This is a genomic window from Streptococcus oralis (assembly GCF_023110055.1).
Lineage (GTDB): Bacteria > Bacillota > Bacilli > Lactobacillales > Streptococcaceae > Streptococcus > Streptococcus oralis_BY.
In genome coordinates this window covers 396369-415553 of sequence record NZ_JALDVG010000001.1, presented here as the reverse complement: position 1 = coordinate 415553, position 19185 = coordinate 396369, and the positions used below count along the sequence as shown (strand labels likewise).

Annotated in this window: 18 protein-coding genes; 2 read left to right on the top strand and 16 right to left on the bottom strand. The window is 41.3% G+C overall.

Annotation, left to right across the window (positions count from 1 at the left end; translation table 11 throughout):
• Positions 1-48: 48 nt before the first annotated feature.
• The 4 genes from M1G01_RS01990 to gyrA all read right to left on the bottom strand — a co-directional run bounded on the left by M1G01_RS01990 (position 49) and on the right by gyrA (position 5699).
• On the bottom strand, positions 49-1329 hold the full coding sequence (locus tag M1G01_RS01990; RefSeq protein ID WP_200730041.1) for an O-acetylhomoserine aminocarboxypropyltransferase/cysteine synthase family protein: 1281 nt from the start codon (positions 1327-1329) through the stop codon (positions 49-51).
• A gap of 150 nt (positions 1330-1479) precedes the next feature.
• Positions 1480-2277: a formate/nitrite transporter family protein gene (locus tag M1G01_RS01985; protein WP_000254786.1), complete on the bottom strand. Its 798-nt coding sequence runs from the start codon at positions 2275-2277 to the stop codon at positions 1480-1482.
• Positions 2278-2475: 198 nt separating this feature from the next.
• The gene (locus M1G01_RS01980; RefSeq protein ID WP_061586925.1) at positions 2476-3231 is read right to left on the bottom strand and encodes a class A sortase; all 756 of its coding nucleotides are present in this window, start codon (positions 3229-3231) and stop codon (positions 2476-2478) included.
• A complete protein-coding gene (gene gyrA / locus M1G01_RS01975; protein ID WP_247931038.1) occupies positions 3231-5699 on the bottom strand; it encodes a DNA gyrase subunit A in 2469 nt (822 codons plus the stop codon). The genes M1G01_RS01980 and gyrA overlap by 1 nt, the downstream gene beginning before the upstream one ends.
• A gap of 193 nt (positions 5700-5892) precedes the next feature.
• Between gyrA and M1G01_RS01970 the strand changes: the two genes are divergently transcribed.
• The gene (locus tag M1G01_RS01970; protein ID WP_000204719.1) at positions 5893-6879 is read left to right on the top strand and encodes an L-lactate dehydrogenase; all 987 of its coding nucleotides are present in this window, start codon (positions 5893-5895) and stop codon (positions 6877-6879) included.
• 123 nt (positions 6880-7002) lie between these two features.
• Here the strand turns inward: M1G01_RS01970 and M1G01_RS01965 are convergent, their stop codons facing one another.
• Entirely contained in the window at positions 7003-7278 is a 276-nt protein-coding gene (locus M1G01_RS01965) for an HU family DNA-binding protein (protein WP_001284636.1), read from the bottom strand.
• A gap of 107 nt (positions 7279-7385) precedes the next feature.
• Positions 7386-8222 (bottom strand): DegV family protein, encoded by an 837-nt coding sequence (locus M1G01_RS01960; protein ID WP_247931037.1) that lies wholly within the window; start codon positions 8220-8222, stop codon positions 7386-7388.
• A 141-nt stretch (positions 8223-8363) separates the two neighbouring features.
• Between M1G01_RS01960 and M1G01_RS01955 the strand changes: the two genes are divergently transcribed.
• On the top strand, positions 8364-9212 hold the full coding sequence (locus tag M1G01_RS01955; protein WP_044020617.1) for a YitT family protein: 849 nt from the start codon (positions 8364-8366) through the stop codon (positions 9210-9212).
• A gap of 22 nt (positions 9213-9234) precedes the next feature.
• On the opposite strand, the gene M1G01_RS01950 is transcribed toward M1G01_RS01955, so the two are convergent.
• The 10 genes from M1G01_RS01950 to M1G01_RS01905 all read right to left on the bottom strand — a co-directional run bounded on the left by M1G01_RS01950 (position 9235) and on the right by M1G01_RS01905 (position 19157).
• Positions 9235-10632: an APC family permease gene (locus M1G01_RS01950; protein ID WP_247931036.1), complete on the bottom strand. Its 1398-nt coding sequence runs from the start codon at positions 10630-10632 to the stop codon at positions 9235-9237.
• A gap of 211 nt (positions 10633-10843) precedes the next feature.
• Complete coding sequence (locus M1G01_RS01945) at positions 10844-11413, bottom strand: hypothetical protein (RefSeq protein ID WP_049479370.1); 570 nt, start codon at positions 11411-11413, stop codon at positions 10844-10846.
• Between the two features lie 19 nt (positions 11414-11432).
• Positions 11433-12845: a Fe-S cluster assembly protein SufB gene (gene sufB, locus M1G01_RS01940; protein ID WP_000797071.1), complete on the bottom strand. Its 1413-nt coding sequence runs from the start codon at positions 12843-12845 to the stop codon at positions 11433-11435.
• Between the two features lie 57 nt (positions 12846-12902).
• Complete coding sequence (gene sufU, locus M1G01_RS01935) at positions 12903-13343, bottom strand: Fe-S cluster assembly sulfur transfer protein SufU (RefSeq protein ID WP_247931035.1); 441 nt, start codon at positions 13341-13343, stop codon at positions 12903-12905.
• The gene (locus M1G01_RS01930; RefSeq protein WP_247931034.1) at positions 13330-14556 is read right to left on the bottom strand and encodes a cysteine desulfurase; all 1227 of its coding nucleotides are present in this window, start codon (positions 14554-14556) and stop codon (positions 13330-13332) included. Before M1G01_RS01930 ends, sufU begins: the two co-directional genes overlap by 14 nt.
• A 10-nt stretch (positions 14557-14566) precedes the next feature.
• Positions 14567-15829, bottom strand: coding sequence for a Fe-S cluster assembly protein SufD (sufD, locus tag M1G01_RS01925; protein WP_247931033.1), 1263 nt, complete (start codon positions 15827-15829; stop codon positions 14567-14569).
• A 27-nt stretch (positions 15830-15856) separates the two neighbouring features.
• Positions 15857-16627 carry a Fe-S cluster assembly ATPase SufC gene (gene sufC / locus M1G01_RS01920; protein ID WP_084918264.1) on the bottom strand — a complete coding sequence of 257 codons (771 nt, stop codon included), beginning with the start codon at positions 16625-16627 and terminating at the stop codon, positions 15857-15859.
• Positions 16628-16779: 152 nt separating this feature from the next.
• Positions 16780-16974: a DUF3272 family protein gene (locus M1G01_RS01915; protein WP_084918262.1), complete on the bottom strand. Its 195-nt coding sequence runs from the start codon at positions 16972-16974 to the stop codon at positions 16780-16782.
• Between the two features lie 27 nt (positions 16975-17001).
• Positions 17002-18660 carry a DNA polymerase III subunit gamma/tau gene (gene dnaX / locus M1G01_RS01910; RefSeq protein WP_247931032.1) on the bottom strand — a complete coding sequence of 553 codons (1659 nt, stop codon included), beginning with the start codon at positions 18658-18660 and terminating at the stop codon, positions 17002-17004.
• Positions 18660-19157, bottom strand: coding sequence for a GAF domain-containing protein (locus M1G01_RS01905; RefSeq protein WP_247931031.1), 498 nt, complete (start codon positions 19155-19157; stop codon positions 18660-18662). Before M1G01_RS01905 ends, dnaX begins: the two co-directional genes overlap by 1 nt.
• Between the last annotated feature and the right edge of the window lie 28 nt (positions 19158-19185).

Sequence of the window (19185 nt, the reverse complement as noted above, 5' to 3'; positions counted from 1 at the left end):
GGAAAATCAAAAACAGCGAGTCGAAACCCACTGTTTATATCTGTTACTTTAAATTTTTTCCAAGGCCAAGCGCAAATCTTCAATCAAATCCTCTACATTTTCAAGACCGATAGACAAGCGGATTTGGTTTGGTGTGACACCTGCTGCTTCTAGATCTTTTTCTGACAACTGACCGTGAGTGGTTGTCGCGGGATGGACAACAAGCGATTTGGCATCTGCTACGTTTGCAAGGTCAGAGAAGATTTCCAAATTATCAATTACCTTGCGAGCTTCTGCCTCTCCACCTTTGACATGGAAGGTAAAGATTGAACCAACACCTTTTGGCAAATATTTTTCAGCCAAGGCATGGTAAGGACTGTCTGCTAGTTTTGGATAGTTGACTTTTTCTACCTTAGGATGGTTGACAAGGAAATCAACAATTTTCTCTGCATTTTGCACATGGCGTTCGACACGAAGCGAAAGGGTTTCAAGTCCTTGAAGTAAGAGGAAGGCATTAAATGGCGACAAGGCTGCACCTGTATCACGGAGCAATTGAACACGAACAGCGATAATAAAGGCTGCTGCACCCACATCACGAGTATAGCTCAAGTTGTGGTAACTTGGGTCTTCCTCAACAAATTGAGGGAATTTTCCTGAAGCTTCCCAGTCAAAACGACCGCTATCCACAATCACTCCTCCAATAGTCGTACCGTGCCCACCGATAAACTTAGTTGCTGAGTGAATGGAAATATCTACACCGTGAGAGAAGACGTTAATCAAATATGGTGTGGCAAAAGTGTTGTCCGAAATGAGAGGAATATTGTGCTTATGCGCAATCTCAGCCAATTTTTCTAAGTCAGGAATGTTAATCAAGGGATTCCCCAAGGTTTCAATCAAGACAAGTTTGGTATTGTCATTGATAGCTGCTTCTACTTCCTCCAAATTATCCACATCCACAAAGGTTGTTGTAATCCCATAACGAGGAAGGGTTTCCTTCAAGAGGTTGAAGGTCCCACCGTAAATAGTTGATGCAGCCACCACATGATCACCTGCGTGAGCAAGCGCCAAAATAGTGTAGGTTACAGCAGCCATACCTGATGCTGTCGCTAGTGCTCCAACACCACCTTCAAGAGCAGCGATTCTTTCTTCAAATGCCGCTGTTGTAGGATTGGTAATACGAGTATAAATGTTTCCTGGTTTTCTCAAGGCAAACAGATCTGCACCTTCCTGCGTGTCATCAAAAACGAAGGATGTTGTTTGATAAATCGGTACTGCACGAGACTTAGTTGCTGGATCAACTACTTGCCCAGCATGTAATTGTAGAGTTTCAAATTTAAAATCACGAGTCATAAGACGACCTCCAAATAGCTTCATTAGGGATATTGTATCATCTTGGGCTAGTCTTTTCCAATACCGTTTTTCTATATTTTGATATAAGGAACAACTATGACTAGTCTTACACATCAAACAAAAAAGCACGATTCACTCGTGCTCATTTCTTTAATCGACATAAGTATCTTCATTTTTATTGAGGAAGGCGTAAGGTAAGCCCATCAAGAGACCTCCTCCGATAAAGTTCCCGATAAAGGTTACACCCCAGTGACGAAGAATATTAGGAATGTCAAAATTAGCAATTGAATCTGCTGCAACACTAAACTTAACAATCGCAAAAGAAGCAAAGTTCGCAGCAATGTGTTCGTTTGTTAAGAATACAAACATGTAAATTGCTGATAAGACAAGCCAAAGTTTGGCGCCTCCGTCTTTCACCAAAACAAATGAAAGAATGGCAATGTTTACAAAGATATTGGCTAAAATACCTTCAAGTAAGACTAGCTCATTGGAACGACCTAACTTCATCTCTACAACCCCTGAAATGAAGCTATCATGTGTTAGATTTGCATAGGCTGCTGAGTGGGCAAATCCCCAACCTGCTATCAAAGCTCCGATGAGATTGAACAAGGTACAGTAAAGTAAAATCTCAGCTGTTTTTCTCCAAGAAATTTTTTTCAAGAAACTACCAGCTGTCAAAAACATCATATTTGAAGTTACCAGCTCAGCATTCAAGAAAACAATGTAGGCCAATCCCCAAGCAAAAACAAATGGGAAGAGAAAACGTCCACTACCTGGTGCGATCTTATTAATCAAGTCAGCCCCAACTGCACCCGCAGCCGTACTAAATGTCAGAAAAGCACCTGCAAACATGGAACGAATCGCATACTTAAACTTACTTTGACTATAAAGACTTTCTTTCTTTTTGCAAGCAAATTCAATCTTTGAGATAAATTCTGAAGAGACCATAAAAAACTCCTAAACTTTTATTTGTGATAATTATAACATAATTCTTGTTTTCTAGAAAGCGTTTTCCGTAAATTTCTAAAATATTTATCTTAAAAATCTATATCGTAAGGCTTACAAACCTTTTTCATATGAACTATTTTGATTCTATTTGTTCATATAAAAAACCAGTGAAATAGCACTTCACTGGTTCATTCATAATTAATATCGTTGTCTATACGGTTGATTAAAGGCCTTCAAAATATCCTCAGAAGTCTCAGAATAAGCCTTTGAGTCTTTGAAGATTCCTTTGACGATTATACGCTCGGTCTCATTATAATCAACACAAGTAACCAAAGTAATCTCCTTTACGCCATCACGATCTTCGATTTCGTCTACACGGTCTGGTGTAACACGTTTTACTTCTGTAATCTCATAAGTATAAACTTTATCCTTATCCGTCAGATAAATTTTCATACCCGCTTTGGCATTGACCAAAGGTGAGAAGAGCATTTGACTGGCATTTTCAGCAGTAAAGATATGGTGACTTGCTAGAGAATAGTTCCCTTCTCCCATTTTTTGATCTGGTTTCATGGTCCCTGCTCCGTAGAACAAGTTTACATTATCCAAACCTTTAAAAATCGGTAAGTTTATCTCCACTTCGGGAATAGCAATACCTCCAATAACGGGAAGTTTCTGAGCATCCCATTGTGAAGCCAATACAGCTTCGGATGAAATAGACTTAACAGAGTCAAAATCAAAATTCCCTTCGGTTTTTAGATTTTCATCTATATTTTCCTTAGTGACTTGATTGACTTGGTATTTATTGGTATTCCAGACCAAAAAGATATCGCGAATCTTTGAATTAAAAATTAAAGCTAGCGATAAAAGAATTAAGAAACCCGCTAAAATATTGATAAATAGATTTCTGCGCTTATTTTTCTTACTCTTTTTATTTTTCGTTTTTTTATGAGACATTATTCTGCACCTTCTGTTTCAATTTCAGTCCCAACTTCTTCTTTTTCTGCCGCAGCAACCGTTGTAAAGGTCACAATCTTAGCATCCTGATCTAGACGCATCACCTTAACTCCCATAGTTGAGCGTCCCGTTTGTGAAATATTGGCAACGTTTGTACGGATCATGACACCTGTATCTGTGATAATCATCAGGTCTTCATCTCCCTTAACAGTGAGGAGACCTGCCAGAGGACCATTCTTCTCAGCAACATTAGCTGTCTTCATCCCTTTACCACCACGGCCTTTAGTAGGATATTCAGTAGCAAGTGTACGTTTACCATATCCTTTTTCAGTGATGATAAGAACTTCGTCTTGGTTTGTAATCACGCTAGCACCAACTACTGTGTCACCCTCACGAAGATTGACTCCTCGGACACCTGTAGCGATACGGCTCATGCCACGAACAGCTGATTGATTAAAGCGAACAGCATAACCAAACTTGGTACCAATGATAATATCCGTATCTTCTTCTGTCAGCAAGACATTAATCAATTCGTCTTCATCCTTGAGATTCAAGGCTTTAAGTCCATTTTGACGAATATTAGCGAACTCTTTAACACTGGTTCTCTTCACAATACCGTGACGAGTTGTAAAGAAGAGATAGGCGTCATCACTACGTTCAGACTCAACGTTGATGATGGTCTGAATACTCTCACCTTCGTCCAACTTCAAAAGATTGACAACTGGCAAGCCCTTAGCGGTACGACCGTATTCAGGAATTTCATAACCTTTCAGTCGATATACGCGTCCTTTATTGGTAAAGAAGAGCAAATGATCATGGGTACTGGTTGAAACCAACTCACGCACAAAGTCATCATCCTTAACCCCCGTACCTTGAACTCCACGGCCACCACGTTTTTGAGCAGTAAACTCACCTTGGTCCAAACGTTTGATATAGCCCTTGTTAGATAGGGTAATCAAGACATCCGTTTCTTCAATCAAATCTTCATCTTCAAGAGTTAAGACTTCTCCGATCATCAACTCCGTACGACGCTTGTCACCAAACTTGCGTTTGACTTCGTCCAATTCCTCTTTGATGATTTGCGCCACGCGCTCAGGTTTGGCAAGAATATCAGCCAAATCTGCAATCAAGGCAATTAATTCATCATATTCAGACTGAATCTTATCACGTTCCAATCCTGTCAAACGACGAAGACGCATATCAAGGATAGCTTGACTTTGACGTTCAGAAAGCTTGAACTTGCTCATCAACTCAGCTTGCGCTTCCGCATCTGTTTCACTGGCACGAATGATACGAATCACTTCGTCGATATGGTCAAGTGCAATTAGAAGACCTTCTAAGATGTGCGCACGCGCTTCTGCTTTTTCCTTGTCAAAACGAGTACGGCGAACAACCACTTCTTTTTGGTGCTCGATATAAGCATCCAAAATTTGACGAAGGGACAAGATTTTTGGCACACCATTTTGAATCGCCAACATGTTGAAACCAAAGTTGGTTTGCATCTGCGTCATCTTGAAGAGGTTATTGAGGATAACGTTGGCAGACGCGTCGCGTTTAACCTCGATTACAAAGCGAACGCCTTCACGGTTGGACTCATCACGTACGGCTGTAATGCCCTCAATTCGTTTTTCCTGAACCAAGCGAACAATATGCTCATGTACCTTGGTTTTATTAACCATATAAGGGAATTCCGTTACAACAATCCGCTCACGACCCGTCTTAGTGGTTTCAATCTCTGTACGAGAACGAAGGACAATGGAACCTTTACCAGTCTCATAAGCCTTATGGATACCTGATTTCCCCATGACAAGAGCACCAGTCGGAAAATCTGGACCAGGCAAGACTTCCATCAAGTCCTTAGTCGTCACTTCAGGATTATCCATAACCAACTTCACTGCATCAATGGTTTCACCCAAGTTGTGAGGTGGAATATTGGTTGCCATCCCAACAGCGATACCAGTTGCCCCATTGACCAAAAGGTTTGGAAAACGAGCTGGCAAAACCAAGGGTTCACGTTCGTTAGCATCGTAGTTATCTACGAAATCAACTGTGTTTTTATTGATGTCACGAAGCATTTCCAGAGCAATCTTGCTCATACGTGCCTCAGTGTACCGCTGCGCGGCAGCACCGTCCCCGTCCATAGAACCAAAGTTTCCATGCCCATCAACAAGCATGTAACGGTAGCTCCACCACTGGGCCATACGAACCATGGCTTCGTAAATAGAGGAATCTCCGTGCGGGTGGTATTTACCCATAACATCCCCTGTAATACGGGCTGATTTTTTATGAGGTTTGTCTGGTGTAACACCTAGTTCATTCATTCCGTAAAGAATACGACGGTGAACAGGTTTTAAGCCATCTCGAACATCAGGAAGGGCCCGCGCGACGATAACGCTCATGGCGTAGTCGATAAAGCTGGTCTTCATCTCCTTTGTCAGATTGACATTCACTAAATTTCTATCCTGCATTCATAAATGCCTCATTTCACTATTAGTAATTAGATATATTATACCATAATTTGTCCTTCATTTCAGCCTTTGGAAATCGCTAAAACGTTTACATCGATAACCGAATAGAATATTCGTGACAAAGCTTTTTAAAAGTGATAGAATGAAAGTGTCTGGGGATTCCCCTAAAAAAAATGAAGGAGATGTTTAGATAATGACTTCAACTAAACAACACAAAAAAGTGATCCTTGTTGGTGACGGTGCCGTAGGTTCATCTTACGCTTTCGCACTTGTTAACCAAGGAATTGCACAAGAGCTTGGAATTATCGAAATTCCTCAATTACACGAAAAAGCTGTAGGTGATGCGCTTGATCTTAGCCACGCCCTTGCCTTCACTTCACCTAAAAAAATCTACGCTGCACAATACGCTGACTGTGCAGACGCTGACCTTGTTGTTATCACTGCAGGTGCTCCTCAAAAACCAGGTGAAACTCGTCTTGACCTTGTAGGTAAAAACTTGGCTATCAACAAATCAATCGTAACACAAGTTGTTGAATCAGGTTTTGATGGTATCTTCCTTGTTGCAGCTAACCCAGTTGACGTTTTGACTTACTCAACTTGGAAATTCTCTGGATTCCCTAAAGAACGTGTTATCGGTTCAGGTACTTCACTTGACTCAGCACGTTTCCGTCAAGCACTTGCTGAAAAATTGGATGTTGATGCTCGTTCAGTTCACGCCTACATCATGGGTGAACACGGAGATTCTGAATTTGCGGTTTGGTCACACGCTAACATCGCTGGTGTAAACCTTGAAGAATTCCTTAAAGACACTCAAAACGTTCAAGAATCTGAATTGATTGAATTGTTCGAAGGAGTTCGTGACGCTGCCTACACAATCATCAACAAAAAAGGAGCTACATACTACGGTATCGCTGTAGCACTTGCTCGTATCACAAAAGCAATCCTTGATGACGAAAATGCAGTACTTCCACTTTCAGTCTTCCAAGAAGGTCAATACGGTGTTAAAAACGTCTTTATCGGTCAACCAGCTGTTGTTGGTGCGCACGGTATCGTTCGTCCAGTAAACATCCCATTGAATGATGCTGAAACTCAAAAAATGCAAGCATCAGCTAAAGAATTGCAAGCTATCATTGATGAAGCATGGAAAAACCCTGAATTCCAAGCAGCTTCTAAAAACTAATGAAAAGAAGGTTCTCATACGTGAGAACCTTTTTCTTTTTTTGCCCCAAAAATACCCCAAAACAACAAAAAAAGCCTATCGACCAAGCAATGAAGCTTGATACAATAGGCTTTTTTAAATTCATTATTTAACAGCGTCTTTAAGAGCTTTACCAGCTTTGAATGCTGGAACTTTAGAAGCTGCGATTTTGATTTCTTTACCAGTTTGTGGGTTGCGACCTTTACGTGCAGCACGCTCACGAACTTCAAAGTTACCGAAACCGATCAATTGAACTTTTTCTCCAGCTGCAAGGTATTCAGTTACTGCTGCAAATACAGCGTCAACTGCTGCTGCTGAATCTTTCTTAGTCAATTCTGTAGCTTCTGCTACTTTAGCGATCAAATCTTGTTTGTTTGCCATGTTAACAAATCCTCCAAATAATTTCTAATTAACAAATATAATCATATCCTAAAATCGACTATAGGTCAAGTCAAAAACACTATTTTGACCATTTTTTCTCTATTTTTTTAGGAATTGTAGCGAATTAGAATCGCCCAAGCATTCTCTCCAGTATGAGTTTGAATAATAGAGCCAGTTTCCAATACAGAGATTGGTTTCTCAACATAAGATTGCAATAATGCCTTCATCTCATTCGCCCATTCGTTCGTTCCAGCGTAGGAAATTCCAATCTCAGCAACTGATTTTTTGGAAAGAGTCTCGGTTAATTCCTCAAGCCACTTTTTGAAAGTTTTCGCTCCACGTCCTTTGACGATTGGTTGGAGTTCGTGGTTTTTCATCTGCATTACTACACGAATATTCAAGAGTGAGCTTAGTAATCCTGTCACACGTCCAATACGACCACCCTTAACTAAGTTTTCTAGCGTCGAAACACCGATATAGAGTTCTGTATGATTTTTGACGTCCTCTACATGAGCTAAGATCGTTTCTAAATCTTTACCTTCTTTAGCAAGTTTTGCGGCTTCAACAACTTGGAACTTCATTGCTTGATCTGTAAAAGAACTATCAATAACCGTTACATCAGCAGTTGAGAGGCTTGCCCCTTGGCGAGCAGCTTCTACAGTTCCAGACAAGGCATGGGACATGTGAATGGCGATAATTTGACTGCCATCTTTACCTAGTTCTTCAAAGACCTCAGCAAACACTCCTACAGGTGGCTGGCTTGTTTTAGGCAGATTCTTACTTTGTTGCATAAGATGAAGGAATTCTCCCTCTTTCAAATCTGCATCCGAATAAAGCACACTATCAATCATAACTGATAGAGGGACAACAGTGATATTTAATTCTTTAACTACTTCTGGTTCGATAGTAACAGAAGAGTCCGTTACAATTTTTACTTGTGTCATAATTCAATCTTTCTATTCTTCTCGATAGGATTGGGATTTTCTCCTTTATTATATCAAAAAAATGATAAAAAATCATAAGTGATCCGATGAAAAGAACTGAATTTTTGGTATAATCTATCTATAGAAAAGTGAGGAACAGCCATGATTCGAAAACTTCAACCGATTATCACTATTATTTTTGGAGCTGCTATCTATGCCTTCGGTCTTACCTACTTTGTTGTTCCTTATCATTTATTTGAGGGAGGGGCGACAGGTATTACCTTGATTACCTACTATCTTTTTAAAATCCCTGTCTCATTGATGAACCTCTTAATCAATATCCCTTTATTTATCCTGGCTTGGAAGATATTTGGACCTAAGACCCTCTACTCCAGTCTTTTAGGATCTATTTCACTTTCCGTTTGGCTAGCAATTTTTGAGCGCATTCCTTTGCACATCGACTTGCAAGGGGATCTCATCATTGTCGCTTTAGTCTCAGGAGTCTTACTGGGGGTTGGTTTAGGAATTATCTTTAATGCTGGTGGAACCACTGGTGGCTCTGATATCGTTGCCCGTATCCTAAACAAATACACCAATATTTCGATTGGTAAATTGCTCTTTGGGATTGACTTTTTTATCCTAATGTTGATTTTGATTATCTTCCAGGACCTTCGTCTAGTTACCTATACCCTCTTATTTGACTTTATCATCGCTCGTGTTATCGACTTGATCGGCGAAGGAGGTTATGCTGGTAAAGGATTTATGATTATTACCCAATATCCTGATCAATTGGCCAAAGAGATTAACGATGAACTCGGACGTGGAGTTACCTTTATATCTGGTCAAGGCTACTACAGCAAAAAGGATTTAAAAATTATCTACTGTATCGTCGGTCGAAACGAAATCGTTAAAATGAAAGATATGATTCACAAAATTGATCCTCAAGCCTTTATCACCATCACTGAGGCTCATGAAATTCTGGGTGAAGGATTTACTTATGTGAAAGATTAAAAAAGCTGGGAATTCCCAGCTTTTATTCTTCTTCTGCGAGGGTTGAATGGCGGAACCCGTAAGTAAAGTAAATAACTAGACCAACTAGAAGAGCGATGCCAAAGGCAATCCAGGTATCTAGACTATATTGAAGCATAAAGGAAAGACAGATAAGAATGGAAAGGATTGGCAAAAGTGGCACCAAGGGTGTTTTAAACTCTCCCTCTTTTGGCATACCCTTATCCTTTCTGAGTTTTATTATTCCGTAGGCTAGCAAAATGAGATAAGCTAGCGTACAGATATTTAAGAAGGCTGCAATACTGGCTAGAGGAAACACTCCTGCAGCAATAGCTGAAGCAACTCCTGTTAAGAGAGTCGCATTTTTAGGAACGCGACTAGTCTTGCTTAATTGTTTGAAACTTTGAGGTAAAAGTCCATCACGTGCTAAGCTATAAATCATCCGAGACAAAGCATAAGTCATAGAGATACATACGGTTATCAGGGTTAGAATGGCTACAAGCGAAACATAATTTGCCGCCCAGCCGATACCAATACTCCGTAATGAAAATGCTACTGCATCGTCCACATTGAGCTTACTGTAGTGAACAATCCCTGTCAATACTAAGGTTACCAAAGCATAGAGAATGGTGACGATTGTCAGAGAAAGCACGATTCCGCGGGGAATATTTTTTTGAGGACTTTGAATTTCATCAACTGCCATGGAAATAGACTCAAATCCGAGAAAACCAAAGAACATCAAAGATGCGCCCGCCATAATCCCAGTACTTCCACCATATAGTTGACCAAAACCAAAGGGAGCAAAATTCGACCAATTTTCAGGTTTGATGTACCAAATACCAACTAGGATAAATAAGGCGAGAGCTGAGAATTTCAAGACCACTAAAAGCGAATTAAATCTCAAAGCTGCCTTAGAATTTAATAAAACCAATCCCGTTACCAATGTCAGTACTAAAATAGGCAGAAGATCGATATAGGTTCCCTGTTCAGGATTAAAGGTTCCATTCAAGGCTTGGGGCATGGAGATACCATAATTACTGAGCAATCCCTTAAAGTAAGCTGCCCAGCCAGACGCCACACCTGAAACAGCTGTCATGAATTCCATGATGGTCAACCAACCAGCAATCCAGGCTGGCAATTCTCCTAGAATCGCATAGAGGTAACTATAAGCACCACCAGTAGCAGGCACACGAGAGGCAAATTCTGCGAAAAAGAGGGCTGAAAGAGAAACACATAGAGCAGAAATCACAATGGAAATCACTAGTGATGGACCAGCTAGGGTAGCCGCTGCTGTTCCTGTAATGGTGAAAATCCCCGTCCCCACCATAGCACCTATTCCTAAAAGAATCAAATCCCACAACTTCAAATGGCGGTGCATCTCTGTCTGTCTCAGACTAACATCCTTGGTTCTAAAAATATTCATACTTCATCTCCACTAAATGTAATTGTTTTATTTTACCATATAAAAGCAGTTTTGTGAATATTTATTAAGTCCTTTTTTGAAAAAAATTCTGAACAGAAAGGATTCCTGTTCAGAATTTGCATTTTTACCCACTGATTCTTTCAATTTGTTACTAATCAAGCGAGTAGGCTCAGTATACTCCATTGAAAGTTTTTTAGGGATTTGGGATTTTTTAAACTTCAAAGTAAGGGAAGGGACGGTCACTATCTAAAGAACGATTTGGAACTTCTTGTTCCAAAATAGCGCGCCAACCAGATACCAATTCTTCAAAAGTCAATTGGGCTTCTGGAGAAGCTGTTGTCAGCTTCCGACCAAACCAAGCCATGGTTGCAGTTTCAAACTGAAGCATAGCGTACTGGATTACTGGTACATTTGCCTCTTCATAATTTTCATTTACTGCACGCGCTACTTCTGTCGCTTGCGGAAGGAGTTGATTGCTGATTTTATCAACAACAGTCGCATCCATCTCTCTCCATGAAAGAAGTTGACCATTTACCTGATAAAAGAGCTCAAAGGTTTCTTGATTTTCCTTGAAATTAGCAAGAACAAAAGCACGTTCTACTGTCTCAGGACCACCAGCAGCTTTTACAGCGTTTATCAAGAGGTTTTGTTCCATTTGTCTCCAATAATCATCTGCTTCTTCTGCTAAATCAATTGTAAAAGGTGGAACAATTTCCTCGACAGGAATTTCACCTTTATTCGCTTTTTCAACATTACCAAATAATTTTTTTAAGAATCCCATTTGCTTCTCCTTTTTGGATTTATCCGACTGAACCTTCCATTTCATAACTAATCAAGCGGTTCAGCTCAACTGCATATTCCATTGGAAGTTCTTTTGTGAAGGGCTCGACAAATCCCATGACAATCATCTCGGTTGCCTCAGATTCTGATAAACCACGACTCATGAGGTAATAGAGTTGTTCCTCTGAAATCTTAGATACTTTGGCTTCGTGCTCCAAAGCAACTTGCGAGTTGTGAATTTCATTAAAAGGAATGGTATCTGACGCTGATAAGTCATCCATGATAATGGTATCACACTCGATATGAGAAACAGATTTCTTAGAGTTCTTGTTAAAGGTTACTTGTCCACGGTAGTCCACCTTTCCTCCGCCTTTCGCGATGGATTTGGACACGATAGAGGAGCTTGTGTGTGGAGCGTTGTGGATCATCTTGGCACCCGTGTCTTGGTGTTGCCCTGCATTGGCAAAGGCGATAGAAAGCATGGTACCACGGGCCCCTTCCCCATCTAGGTAAACAGATGGGTATTTCATGGTTGTTTTGGCACCCAAGTTTCCATCAATCCACTCAACAGTCGCATCTTTCAATGCTTTGGCACGTTTCGTTACTAGATTATAAACGTTATCTGACCAGTTTTGGATAGTAGTATAACGCATATAAGCTCCGTCCAAAGCGAAAATTTCTACAATGGCAGCGTGCAAGCTGTTGCTAGAATAAGTTGGTGCTGTACATCCTTCTACGTAGTGGACGCTTGCTCCCTCATCAACGATAATCAAGGTACGTTCGAACTGACCTGTATTTTCGTTGTTGATACGGAAGTAGGTTTGAAGTGGAATATCTACCTTGACACCTTTTGGCACGTAGATAAAGGTTCCACCCGACCATACTGCAGAGTTGAGGGCTGCCAACTTGTTATCAGTCGGTGGTACCAACTTAGCGAAGTATTGTTTAAACAAGTCTGGGTATTCCTTGAGGGCAGAATCCGTATCTGTAAAGATAATCCCCAATTTCTGGAACTCTTCCTTCATGTTATGGTAAACCACTTCTGACTCATACTGGGCAGAGGCACCTGCTAGATAAGCACGTTCAGCTTCTGGAATCCCGATACGTTCAAAGGTTTCTTTGATTTTTTCAGGAACTTCATCCCAAGAACGGGCAGGTTTATCAGATGGTTTTTGGTAGTAGATCAAGTCATCAAAGTCAATCTCTGACAAGTCTGCTCCCCAGGTTTGCATAGGCATTTTTTTGAAGGTTTCATAAGACTTCAAACGGAATTCTAACATCCACTCAGGTTCTCCCTTAGCAGCAGATAATTCACGAATAACACCTTCGTTTAGTCCTTTTCCTGTCGATAGGACAGGCTCTACATCGTCATGGAAACCAAATTTATATTCACCAAGGTCAATTGGTTTTGGTTCTACTCTTTCTTCAGCCATAATATCCTTTCTTTCATTCTTCATTTCTACTGATTCATAAGACAAAAGAAACTTGTCTTACTGTTTTTCTTGATTTTCAATCGTTTTTTTAAGGGCATTCCAAGCTAGGGTTGCACACTTAATCCGTTGCGGGAATTTGGCAACACCTGATAAGAAGGCTGCATCGCCTAGTTGGTCTTGACGATCATCCTTTTGACCTTGAACCATTTCAGAAAAGATGGTTGCAAGTTCTAGAATTTCTTGCTTGGTCTTCCCTAAAACAGCATCTGTCATCATACTAGCAGAGGCGGTTGAAATGGTACAACCTGAGTTTAGAAAAGCAATATCCTCCAAACGGTCCTCTGCATCAAACTTGACAGAGAGGTTGATGACATCGCCACAGGTTGGATTGTTGAGACTGATTTGTTCAGCATCATCCAACTTCCCTTGATGATGGGGATTTTTCGAATGGTCCGCTACCACTGCCATATAAAGGCTATCTAGTTTAGAAAGTGCCATTGAAAAACTCCTTTGTCTTTTGTAGGGCATCGACTAGCTTGTCACAATCTGCCTTGGTATTGTAGATATAAAAACTTGCACGAGCTGTTGCTGGGACTTCCAAATACTGAAGCAAAGGTTGGGCGCAATGGTGACCAGCACGAACAGCCACTCCTTCATAATCAAGTGCTGTAGCTAGGTCATGGGGATGAAGATCACCTAGGTTAAAGGCAATGACACCTGAACGTTGAGCCAGGTCCTGCGAACCATAAATGGTCAAGCCTTCAATGGCCTGCAATTTTGGATAGACGTATGCAATCAATTCTTGTTCATGCGCTTCAATGGCATCCATGCCAATCTTTTCCAGATAATCCACTGCTGCAGCAAGTCCGATAGCACCTGCCATATTTGGCGTTCCAGCCTCAAATTTCCAAGGCAATTCCTTCCAACTAGCAGATTGCTCATAGACGAAATCAATCATCTCGCCACCAAATTCAACTGGAGACATTTGTTCCAGATACTTTTCTTTACCGTAAAGCACACCGATGCCAGTCGGACCAGCCATCTTGTGACCTGAAAAGGCGAAGAAGTCCACATCCAAGTCCTGGACATCAATCTTCATATGAGGCGTAGATTGAGCACCATCCACTACCATGATAGCTCCAACTTGGTGGGCCAATTTCGTGATTTCCTTGATAGGATTGACCACACCAAGGACATTAGAGGCATGAGCTAGCGAAACAAACTTGACCTTGTCCGTCAATTTAGCGCGCAAGTCATCCATATCCAGAGCTCCATCCTTGAGATAGACATAGACAAGCTCTGCCCCAGTCTTGCGACAAGCTTCCTGCCATGGAATGATATTAGAATGGTGTTCCATTACTGAAATCAAGACCTGGTCTCCCTCAGTCAGAATTTCCTCAGCAAAGCGTGCCACCCAGTTAAGGCTGGTTGTCGTTCCTCTGGTAAAGAGAACTTCCTTTGTAGAGTCTGCATTGATAAACTTACGAATGGTTTCACGAGCCACCTCATAGGAAGCTGTCGCCCGCTCCGCCAAGGTATGAACCCCACGATGAACATTTGCATTGTCCTGCTCATAGTAGCGGTTGATTGTTTCCAGAACTGCTAGTGGTTTTTGTGTCGTCGCAGCATTGTCCAGATAGACCAGAGGTTCATCGTTGACAATCTGGTCTAAAATTGGAAAATCCTCGCGAATCGCTTCTACATCTAACATAGGCTTCCCCTTAGCGTTTTGACAATTTTTCTTCGATCGTTGCAATCATTTCATCACGAACTTCTTTGACTGGAATCTCAACGATAACAGATCCAAGGAAACCACGAACAACCAAGCGTTCTGCAGTTGCCTTATCCAAGCCACGGCTCATGAGGTAGTACATATCTTCTGGATCCACCTGACCGATAGAAGCCGCGTGACCTGCAGTTACGTCATTTTCATCAATCAAAAGAATTGGGTTGGCATCTGAACGCGCTTGGTCTGAAAGCATGAGAACACGGCTTTCTTGTTGCGCATCTGCTCCCTTGGCACCCTTGATAATGTGCCCAATACCATTGAAAGTCAAGGTCGCTTTTTCAAGGATAACCCCATGTTGGAGGATATTTCCGATTGAGTTGCAACCATAGTTAGTCACTCGAGTATCAATCCCTTGAACCTGACGGCCACTTGAAAGAGCTACGACTTTAAGGTCAGCATGGCTACCATTTCCAATCAAGTCGCTATCAAAGTCCGCAACGACGTTTCCTTCGTTCATGACACCGATTGCCCAGTCAATGCTTGCATCGTTTCCTAGTTTACCACGACGGCTAATATAGGCAGTGACATTTTCACCTAAACGGTCAATAGCTGCAAATTTCACTTGCGCACCAGAACGAGCAATCACTTCAACTGTGATATTGGCAGTTGCCTTCGCACTACCTTCACCTCGTGACTCTAGACGTTCAAGATAACTAATCTTAGAATTTTTACCAGCGATAATCATAATATGCTTGTTAAATGGCACATCGCTATCACTGTCTTGGTAGAAAATTCCTTCGATTGGCTCTGTAATCTCAACATTATCAGGAATATAGAGAACAGCACCACTGTTAAAGTAAGCTGTATGGTAGGCTGCCAACTTGTCATCGTCATACTTAACAGATGACATGAAGAATTTCTCGATAAGTTCGGGAATTTCTTCTAAAGCTGAGTGGAAGTCTGTAAAGATTACTCCTTGTTCAGCCAATTCAACTGGAGTTTGTTCAAAAACAGTCTGCGTTCCTACTTGCACCAACTTCAAGTGATTATCTAGAGCCGTGAAGTCAGGAACATTTGCTGAAGGCTCACTTTCTGTGATGGTTCCATCTCCCAGATTCCAACGGTGAAATTTGACACGCTCAATGACTGGTAATTCCAAACTCTCAATCTTATCAAAAGCTTTTTGACGGAGGTCAGCCAACCAGCTTGGTTCAGCGTGCATTTCTGAAAAAAGTTTAATATTCTCTTTAGTCATTTACTTCTCCTAAAAGATACGAGGGAATTACAATTCTTCCTTGTAGTCATATCCAAGTTCTTCAGCTAGTTTCGCGTATCCTTCACGTTCCAAGCGTGCAGCCAATTCTGGACCACCAGAAAGGACAACACGACCTTCCATCATCACGTGGACCACGTCTGGTGTGATGTAGTTCAAGAGACGTTGGTAGTGAGTGATAATCATAGCACCAAAGCCTTCACCACGCATGGCATTGACACCTTTAGACACAACTTTAAGGGCGTCAATATCAAGACCTGAGTCAATCTCATCCAAAAGGGCAAATGTTGGTTCCAACATCAAGAGTTGAAGAATTTCATTACGTTTTTTCTCACCACCTGAGAAACCTTCGTTGAGGTAACGCTCTGCCATTTCTTCTTTCATGTTGAGCAATTCCATTTTCTCGTCTAGTTTAGTGATAAACTCACGAACTGAAATCTTTTTATCATCTTCTTTACCAGCATTCATGGCTGCACGAAGAAATTCAGCATTGGTGATTCCAGGAATTTCAGATGGGTATTGCATAGCCAGGAAAAGTCCCATACGCGCACGCTCGTCCACTTCCAATTCAAGGATGTTTACGCCATCAAACAAGACCTCCCCTTTGGTAACTTCATAGTTAGGGTTCCCCATAATAGCTGCAGAAAGAGTTGATTTACCTGTACCATTTGGTCCCATGATAGCTGCGATTTCTCCTGTTTTCAGAGTCAGATTGACTCCTTTCAAAATTTCTTTTCCTTCAATCTCAACGTGAAGATCTTTGATCTCTAATACTGACATGATAGTTCCTTTCTTTTTCTGGCCTACTTCCTTTATCCTTAAAGAAATCACTTACATTTCTCTAAAAAATACAAGAAAAGGTCCATAAATATACTCTACTAGTATAACAAAAAAAAGCCTAAAAGGCTTTGATTTTGTTTAGAAGCTAGTGACTAATCCTTGCGGTTTAGGTGCTGATCAATGGCATCTACTATTTTCCCCATTACATAACTTAACCTAAAATTTCGAAAAAGTAGAATGGCCCAAAAGGCTGCCACGAAATAGCGACCAGTCATCCAAGCTTCATTAAAAAAATAAGTCTCAGCAGCGGTAAATAGTGCTATCACGATAAATTGTTGTCTAGTCATAGGATTATTGTACCATGAAATCCACTTTTAGTCTTCTTCGACCATGACTTTATCAGCCAGAAATTCAAAGCCCTCTGGAATCAGGCTTTCTTCTTCCGCCTCTTGATCAGCTTGAGAAGACTTGTTTCTAGCTGAAAATGCTGCACGAACCTCTTTCCATTCCTCAAGGGAAATTGCCAGGATTTCAGGTGAAAATCCAGCCGCCTGACTGAGGATGTTGCCAAACATGGTATTGAGGTTATCCCGTTTCATGGTTTGCCCAGCATTGAAATTAGACTCAAAGGCTAAAATAGCATGGTGTTCATTGGCCGCAACTGGTTGAGAACCAACAAGCAGAGCCTTATCAGGACCAGCTAAGCTTTCGATCACTTCCCCCCATGCATTCTGGAGGCGAATCAAGTTTTGCCGCGCCAATTCAGGATTTTCAACAGCTTCTTGTAGGATAGCCTGAACCTTATTACGGTCTACTCGATAGACTGTCTTGGAAGTGGCTGGACGGCTAGGGACTGGCGCCACTTGTTTAGGAGCTGTTCCAACATTAGCAAGTTCTTGTTTGAGACGAGCGACCTCCTGTCTTAGTGTAGAAATTTCACTCTCGACAGCTTCTGAAAGCACTGGTTCAGCCTTAATCTCAGCTAAACGAATGGTCATCATCTCAGCATAAATCTTAGGTTGCAGGCTAGCTTTCATATCCGCCAAGCTCACAGTCGCTATTCGAATCATTTCAAAGAGACTTTCCTGAGAAAGAGCTAGATTGTCCATAAAAACTGGACTATGATGAGTATTTTCGCCACCTGTCTGAACAACTAATAGATCCCGCAAATACTGCAAGAGGTCCGTCACAAAACGAGTCATGCTCTTGCCATTTTCAAACAAAAGATTCAAAGAATCGAGTGCTTTGGGGACCTCCTGTTGGGCCAAGGCAGCCACATAGTCATCTAGAGCTGATAGACTAATAGTGCCTGTAATCTCCTCAGAAATAGCTGTCGTTAAAGCATTTCCTTGCGTCAAACTCAAGGCTTGATCCAGAATAGACAAGGCATCCCGCATTCCACCTTCAGCCCGTCTAGCAATGATTTCCACAGCCTCTGGCTCAGAACTGATATTTTCTTTTTCTAAAATATGATGAATGTGTGCCGTGATATCTTGCGTTCGAATCGATTTAAACTCAAAACGTTGGACACGCGATAAAATAGTTGCTGGAATCTTGTGCAATTCGGTGGTCGCCAAGATAAAGACAACGTTTTGAGTTGGTTCTTCTAGTGTCTTCAAAAGCGCATTAAAAGCTCCAGTAGACAACATATGAACCTCGTCTATGATATAGACCTTATAACGTGCCAAACTAGGAGCATAGGTAGATTTATCCCGAATTTCTCGGATTTCATCAACTCCATTATTCGAAGCCGCATCCATTTCGATAACATCTTCTAGGCTACCTTCTGTCACAGCCTGACAGATATAGCAGTTATTACACGGTTCTCCGTCCACTTGGTTCGGACAGTTCATAGCCTTGGCAAAAATCTTGGCTACACTGGTCTTCCCAGTCCCACGAGGGCCTGAGAAAAGATAGGCATGACTAATCTTTTCCTGCTCAACTGCTTGTTTTAGGGTTTTAGCCACAACTTCTTGACCTACTAGTTGTGAAAAAGTCTGGCTTCTATATTTTCGATAAAGTGCTTGATACATTAGGCTTTCTCCTCAAACATCGTAAAGTCCCATTCTGTCTTCTCAAGCAAAATAGCGACAAATTGTTCCAAGTAATCGCGGTCAATTGCATTATAATCATCAATAAGTGAAGAATCCAGGTCTAAGACACCCAGCAATTGACCATTCTTGAGCATAGGAACCACGATTTCACTCTTGGCCATACTATCACAAGAAATGTAGTTTGGATAGGTGCTCACATCGCCAACTAAAACAGTCTCTTGAAACTCAGCAGCTTCTCCACAAACGCCTTTCCCAAGCGGAATGCGAATACAAGAAACACCACCCTGAAAAGTCCCTAAAACCAACTCGCTACCATCAAACAGATAAAACCCTGCAAATACAGTATTGGGAAAGCGAGATTTTAGGAGGGCACTAGCATTCGAAAGATTGGCAAGAACATTGCTCTCACCGTCAAGCAAATAAGAGAGTTCCTCATTTAACAATTGATATTGTGATTGTTTTTCTGAATCTAACATAGAACTATTATATCAAAAATGGGAAAGA

Bases quoted from the DNA above. Each gene is read 5' to 3' on its own strand.
- M1G01_RS01960 (WP_247931037.1), bottom strand. From the start codon at position 8,222: ATGACACAAGTAAAAATTGTAACGGACTCTTCTGTTACTATCGAACCA.
- M1G01_RS01985 (WP_000254786.1), bottom strand. From the start codon at position 2,277: ATGGTCTCTTCAGAATTTATCTCAAAGATTGAATTTGCTTGCAAAAAG.
- M1G01_RS01915 (WP_084918262.1), bottom strand. From the start codon at position 16,974: ATGACTAGACAACAATTTATCGTGATAGCACTATTTACCGCTGCTGAG.
- M1G01_RS01905 (WP_247931031.1), bottom strand. From the start codon at position 19,157: ATGTTAGATTCAGAAAAACAATCACAATATCAATTGTTAAATGAGGAA.
- M1G01_RS01965 (WP_001284636.1), bottom strand. From the start codon at position 7,278: ATGGCAAACAAACAAGATTTGATCGCTAAAGTAGCAGAAGCTACAGAA.
- M1G01_RS01950 (WP_247931036.1), bottom strand. From the start codon at position 10,632: ATGAATATTTTTAGAACCAAGGATGTTAGTCTGAGACAGACAGAGATG.
- sufC (WP_084918264.1), bottom strand. From the start codon at position 16,627: ATGTCAGTATTAGAGATCAAAGATCTTCACGTTGAGATTGAAGGAAAA.
- M1G01_RS01930 (WP_247931034.1), bottom strand. From the start codon at position 14,556: ATGTTAGATGTAGAAGCGATTCGCGAGGATTTTCCAATTTTAGACCAG.
- sufU (WP_247931035.1), bottom strand. From the start codon at position 13,343: ATGGCACTTTCTAAACTAGATAGCCTTTATATGGCAGTGGTAGCGGAC.
- M1G01_RS01990 (WP_200730041.1), bottom strand. From the start codon at position 1,329: ATGACTCGTGATTTTAAATTTGAAACTCTACAATTACATGCTGGGCAA.
- M1G01_RS01945 (WP_049479370.1), bottom strand. From the start codon at position 11,413: ATGGGATTCTTAAAAAAATTATTTGGTAATGTTGAAAAAGCGAATAAA.
- M1G01_RS01980 (WP_061586925.1), bottom strand. From the start codon at position 3,231: ATGTCTCATAAAAAAACGAAAAATAAAAAGAGTAAGAAAAATAAGCGC.
- M1G01_RS01955 (WP_044020617.1), top strand. From the start codon at position 8,364: ATGATTCGAAAACTTCAACCGATTATCACTATTATTTTTGGAGCTGCT.
- gyrA (WP_247931038.1), bottom strand. From the start codon at position 5,699: ATGCAGGATAGAAATTTAGTGAATGTCAATCTGACAAAGGAGATGAAG.
- M1G01_RS01970 (WP_000204719.1), top strand. From the start codon at position 5,893: ATGACTTCAACTAAACAACACAAAAAAGTGATCCTTGTTGGTGACGGT.
- dnaX (WP_247931032.1), bottom strand. From the start codon at position 18,660: ATGTATCAAGCACTTTATCGAAAATATAGAAGCCAGACTTTTTCACAA.
- sufD (WP_247931033.1), bottom strand. From the start codon at position 15,829: ATGACTAAAGAGAATATTAAACTTTTTTCAGAAATGCACGCTGAACCA.
- sufB (WP_000797071.1), bottom strand. From the start codon at position 12,845: ATGGCTGAAGAAAGAGTAGAACCAAAACCAATTGACCTTGGTGAATAT.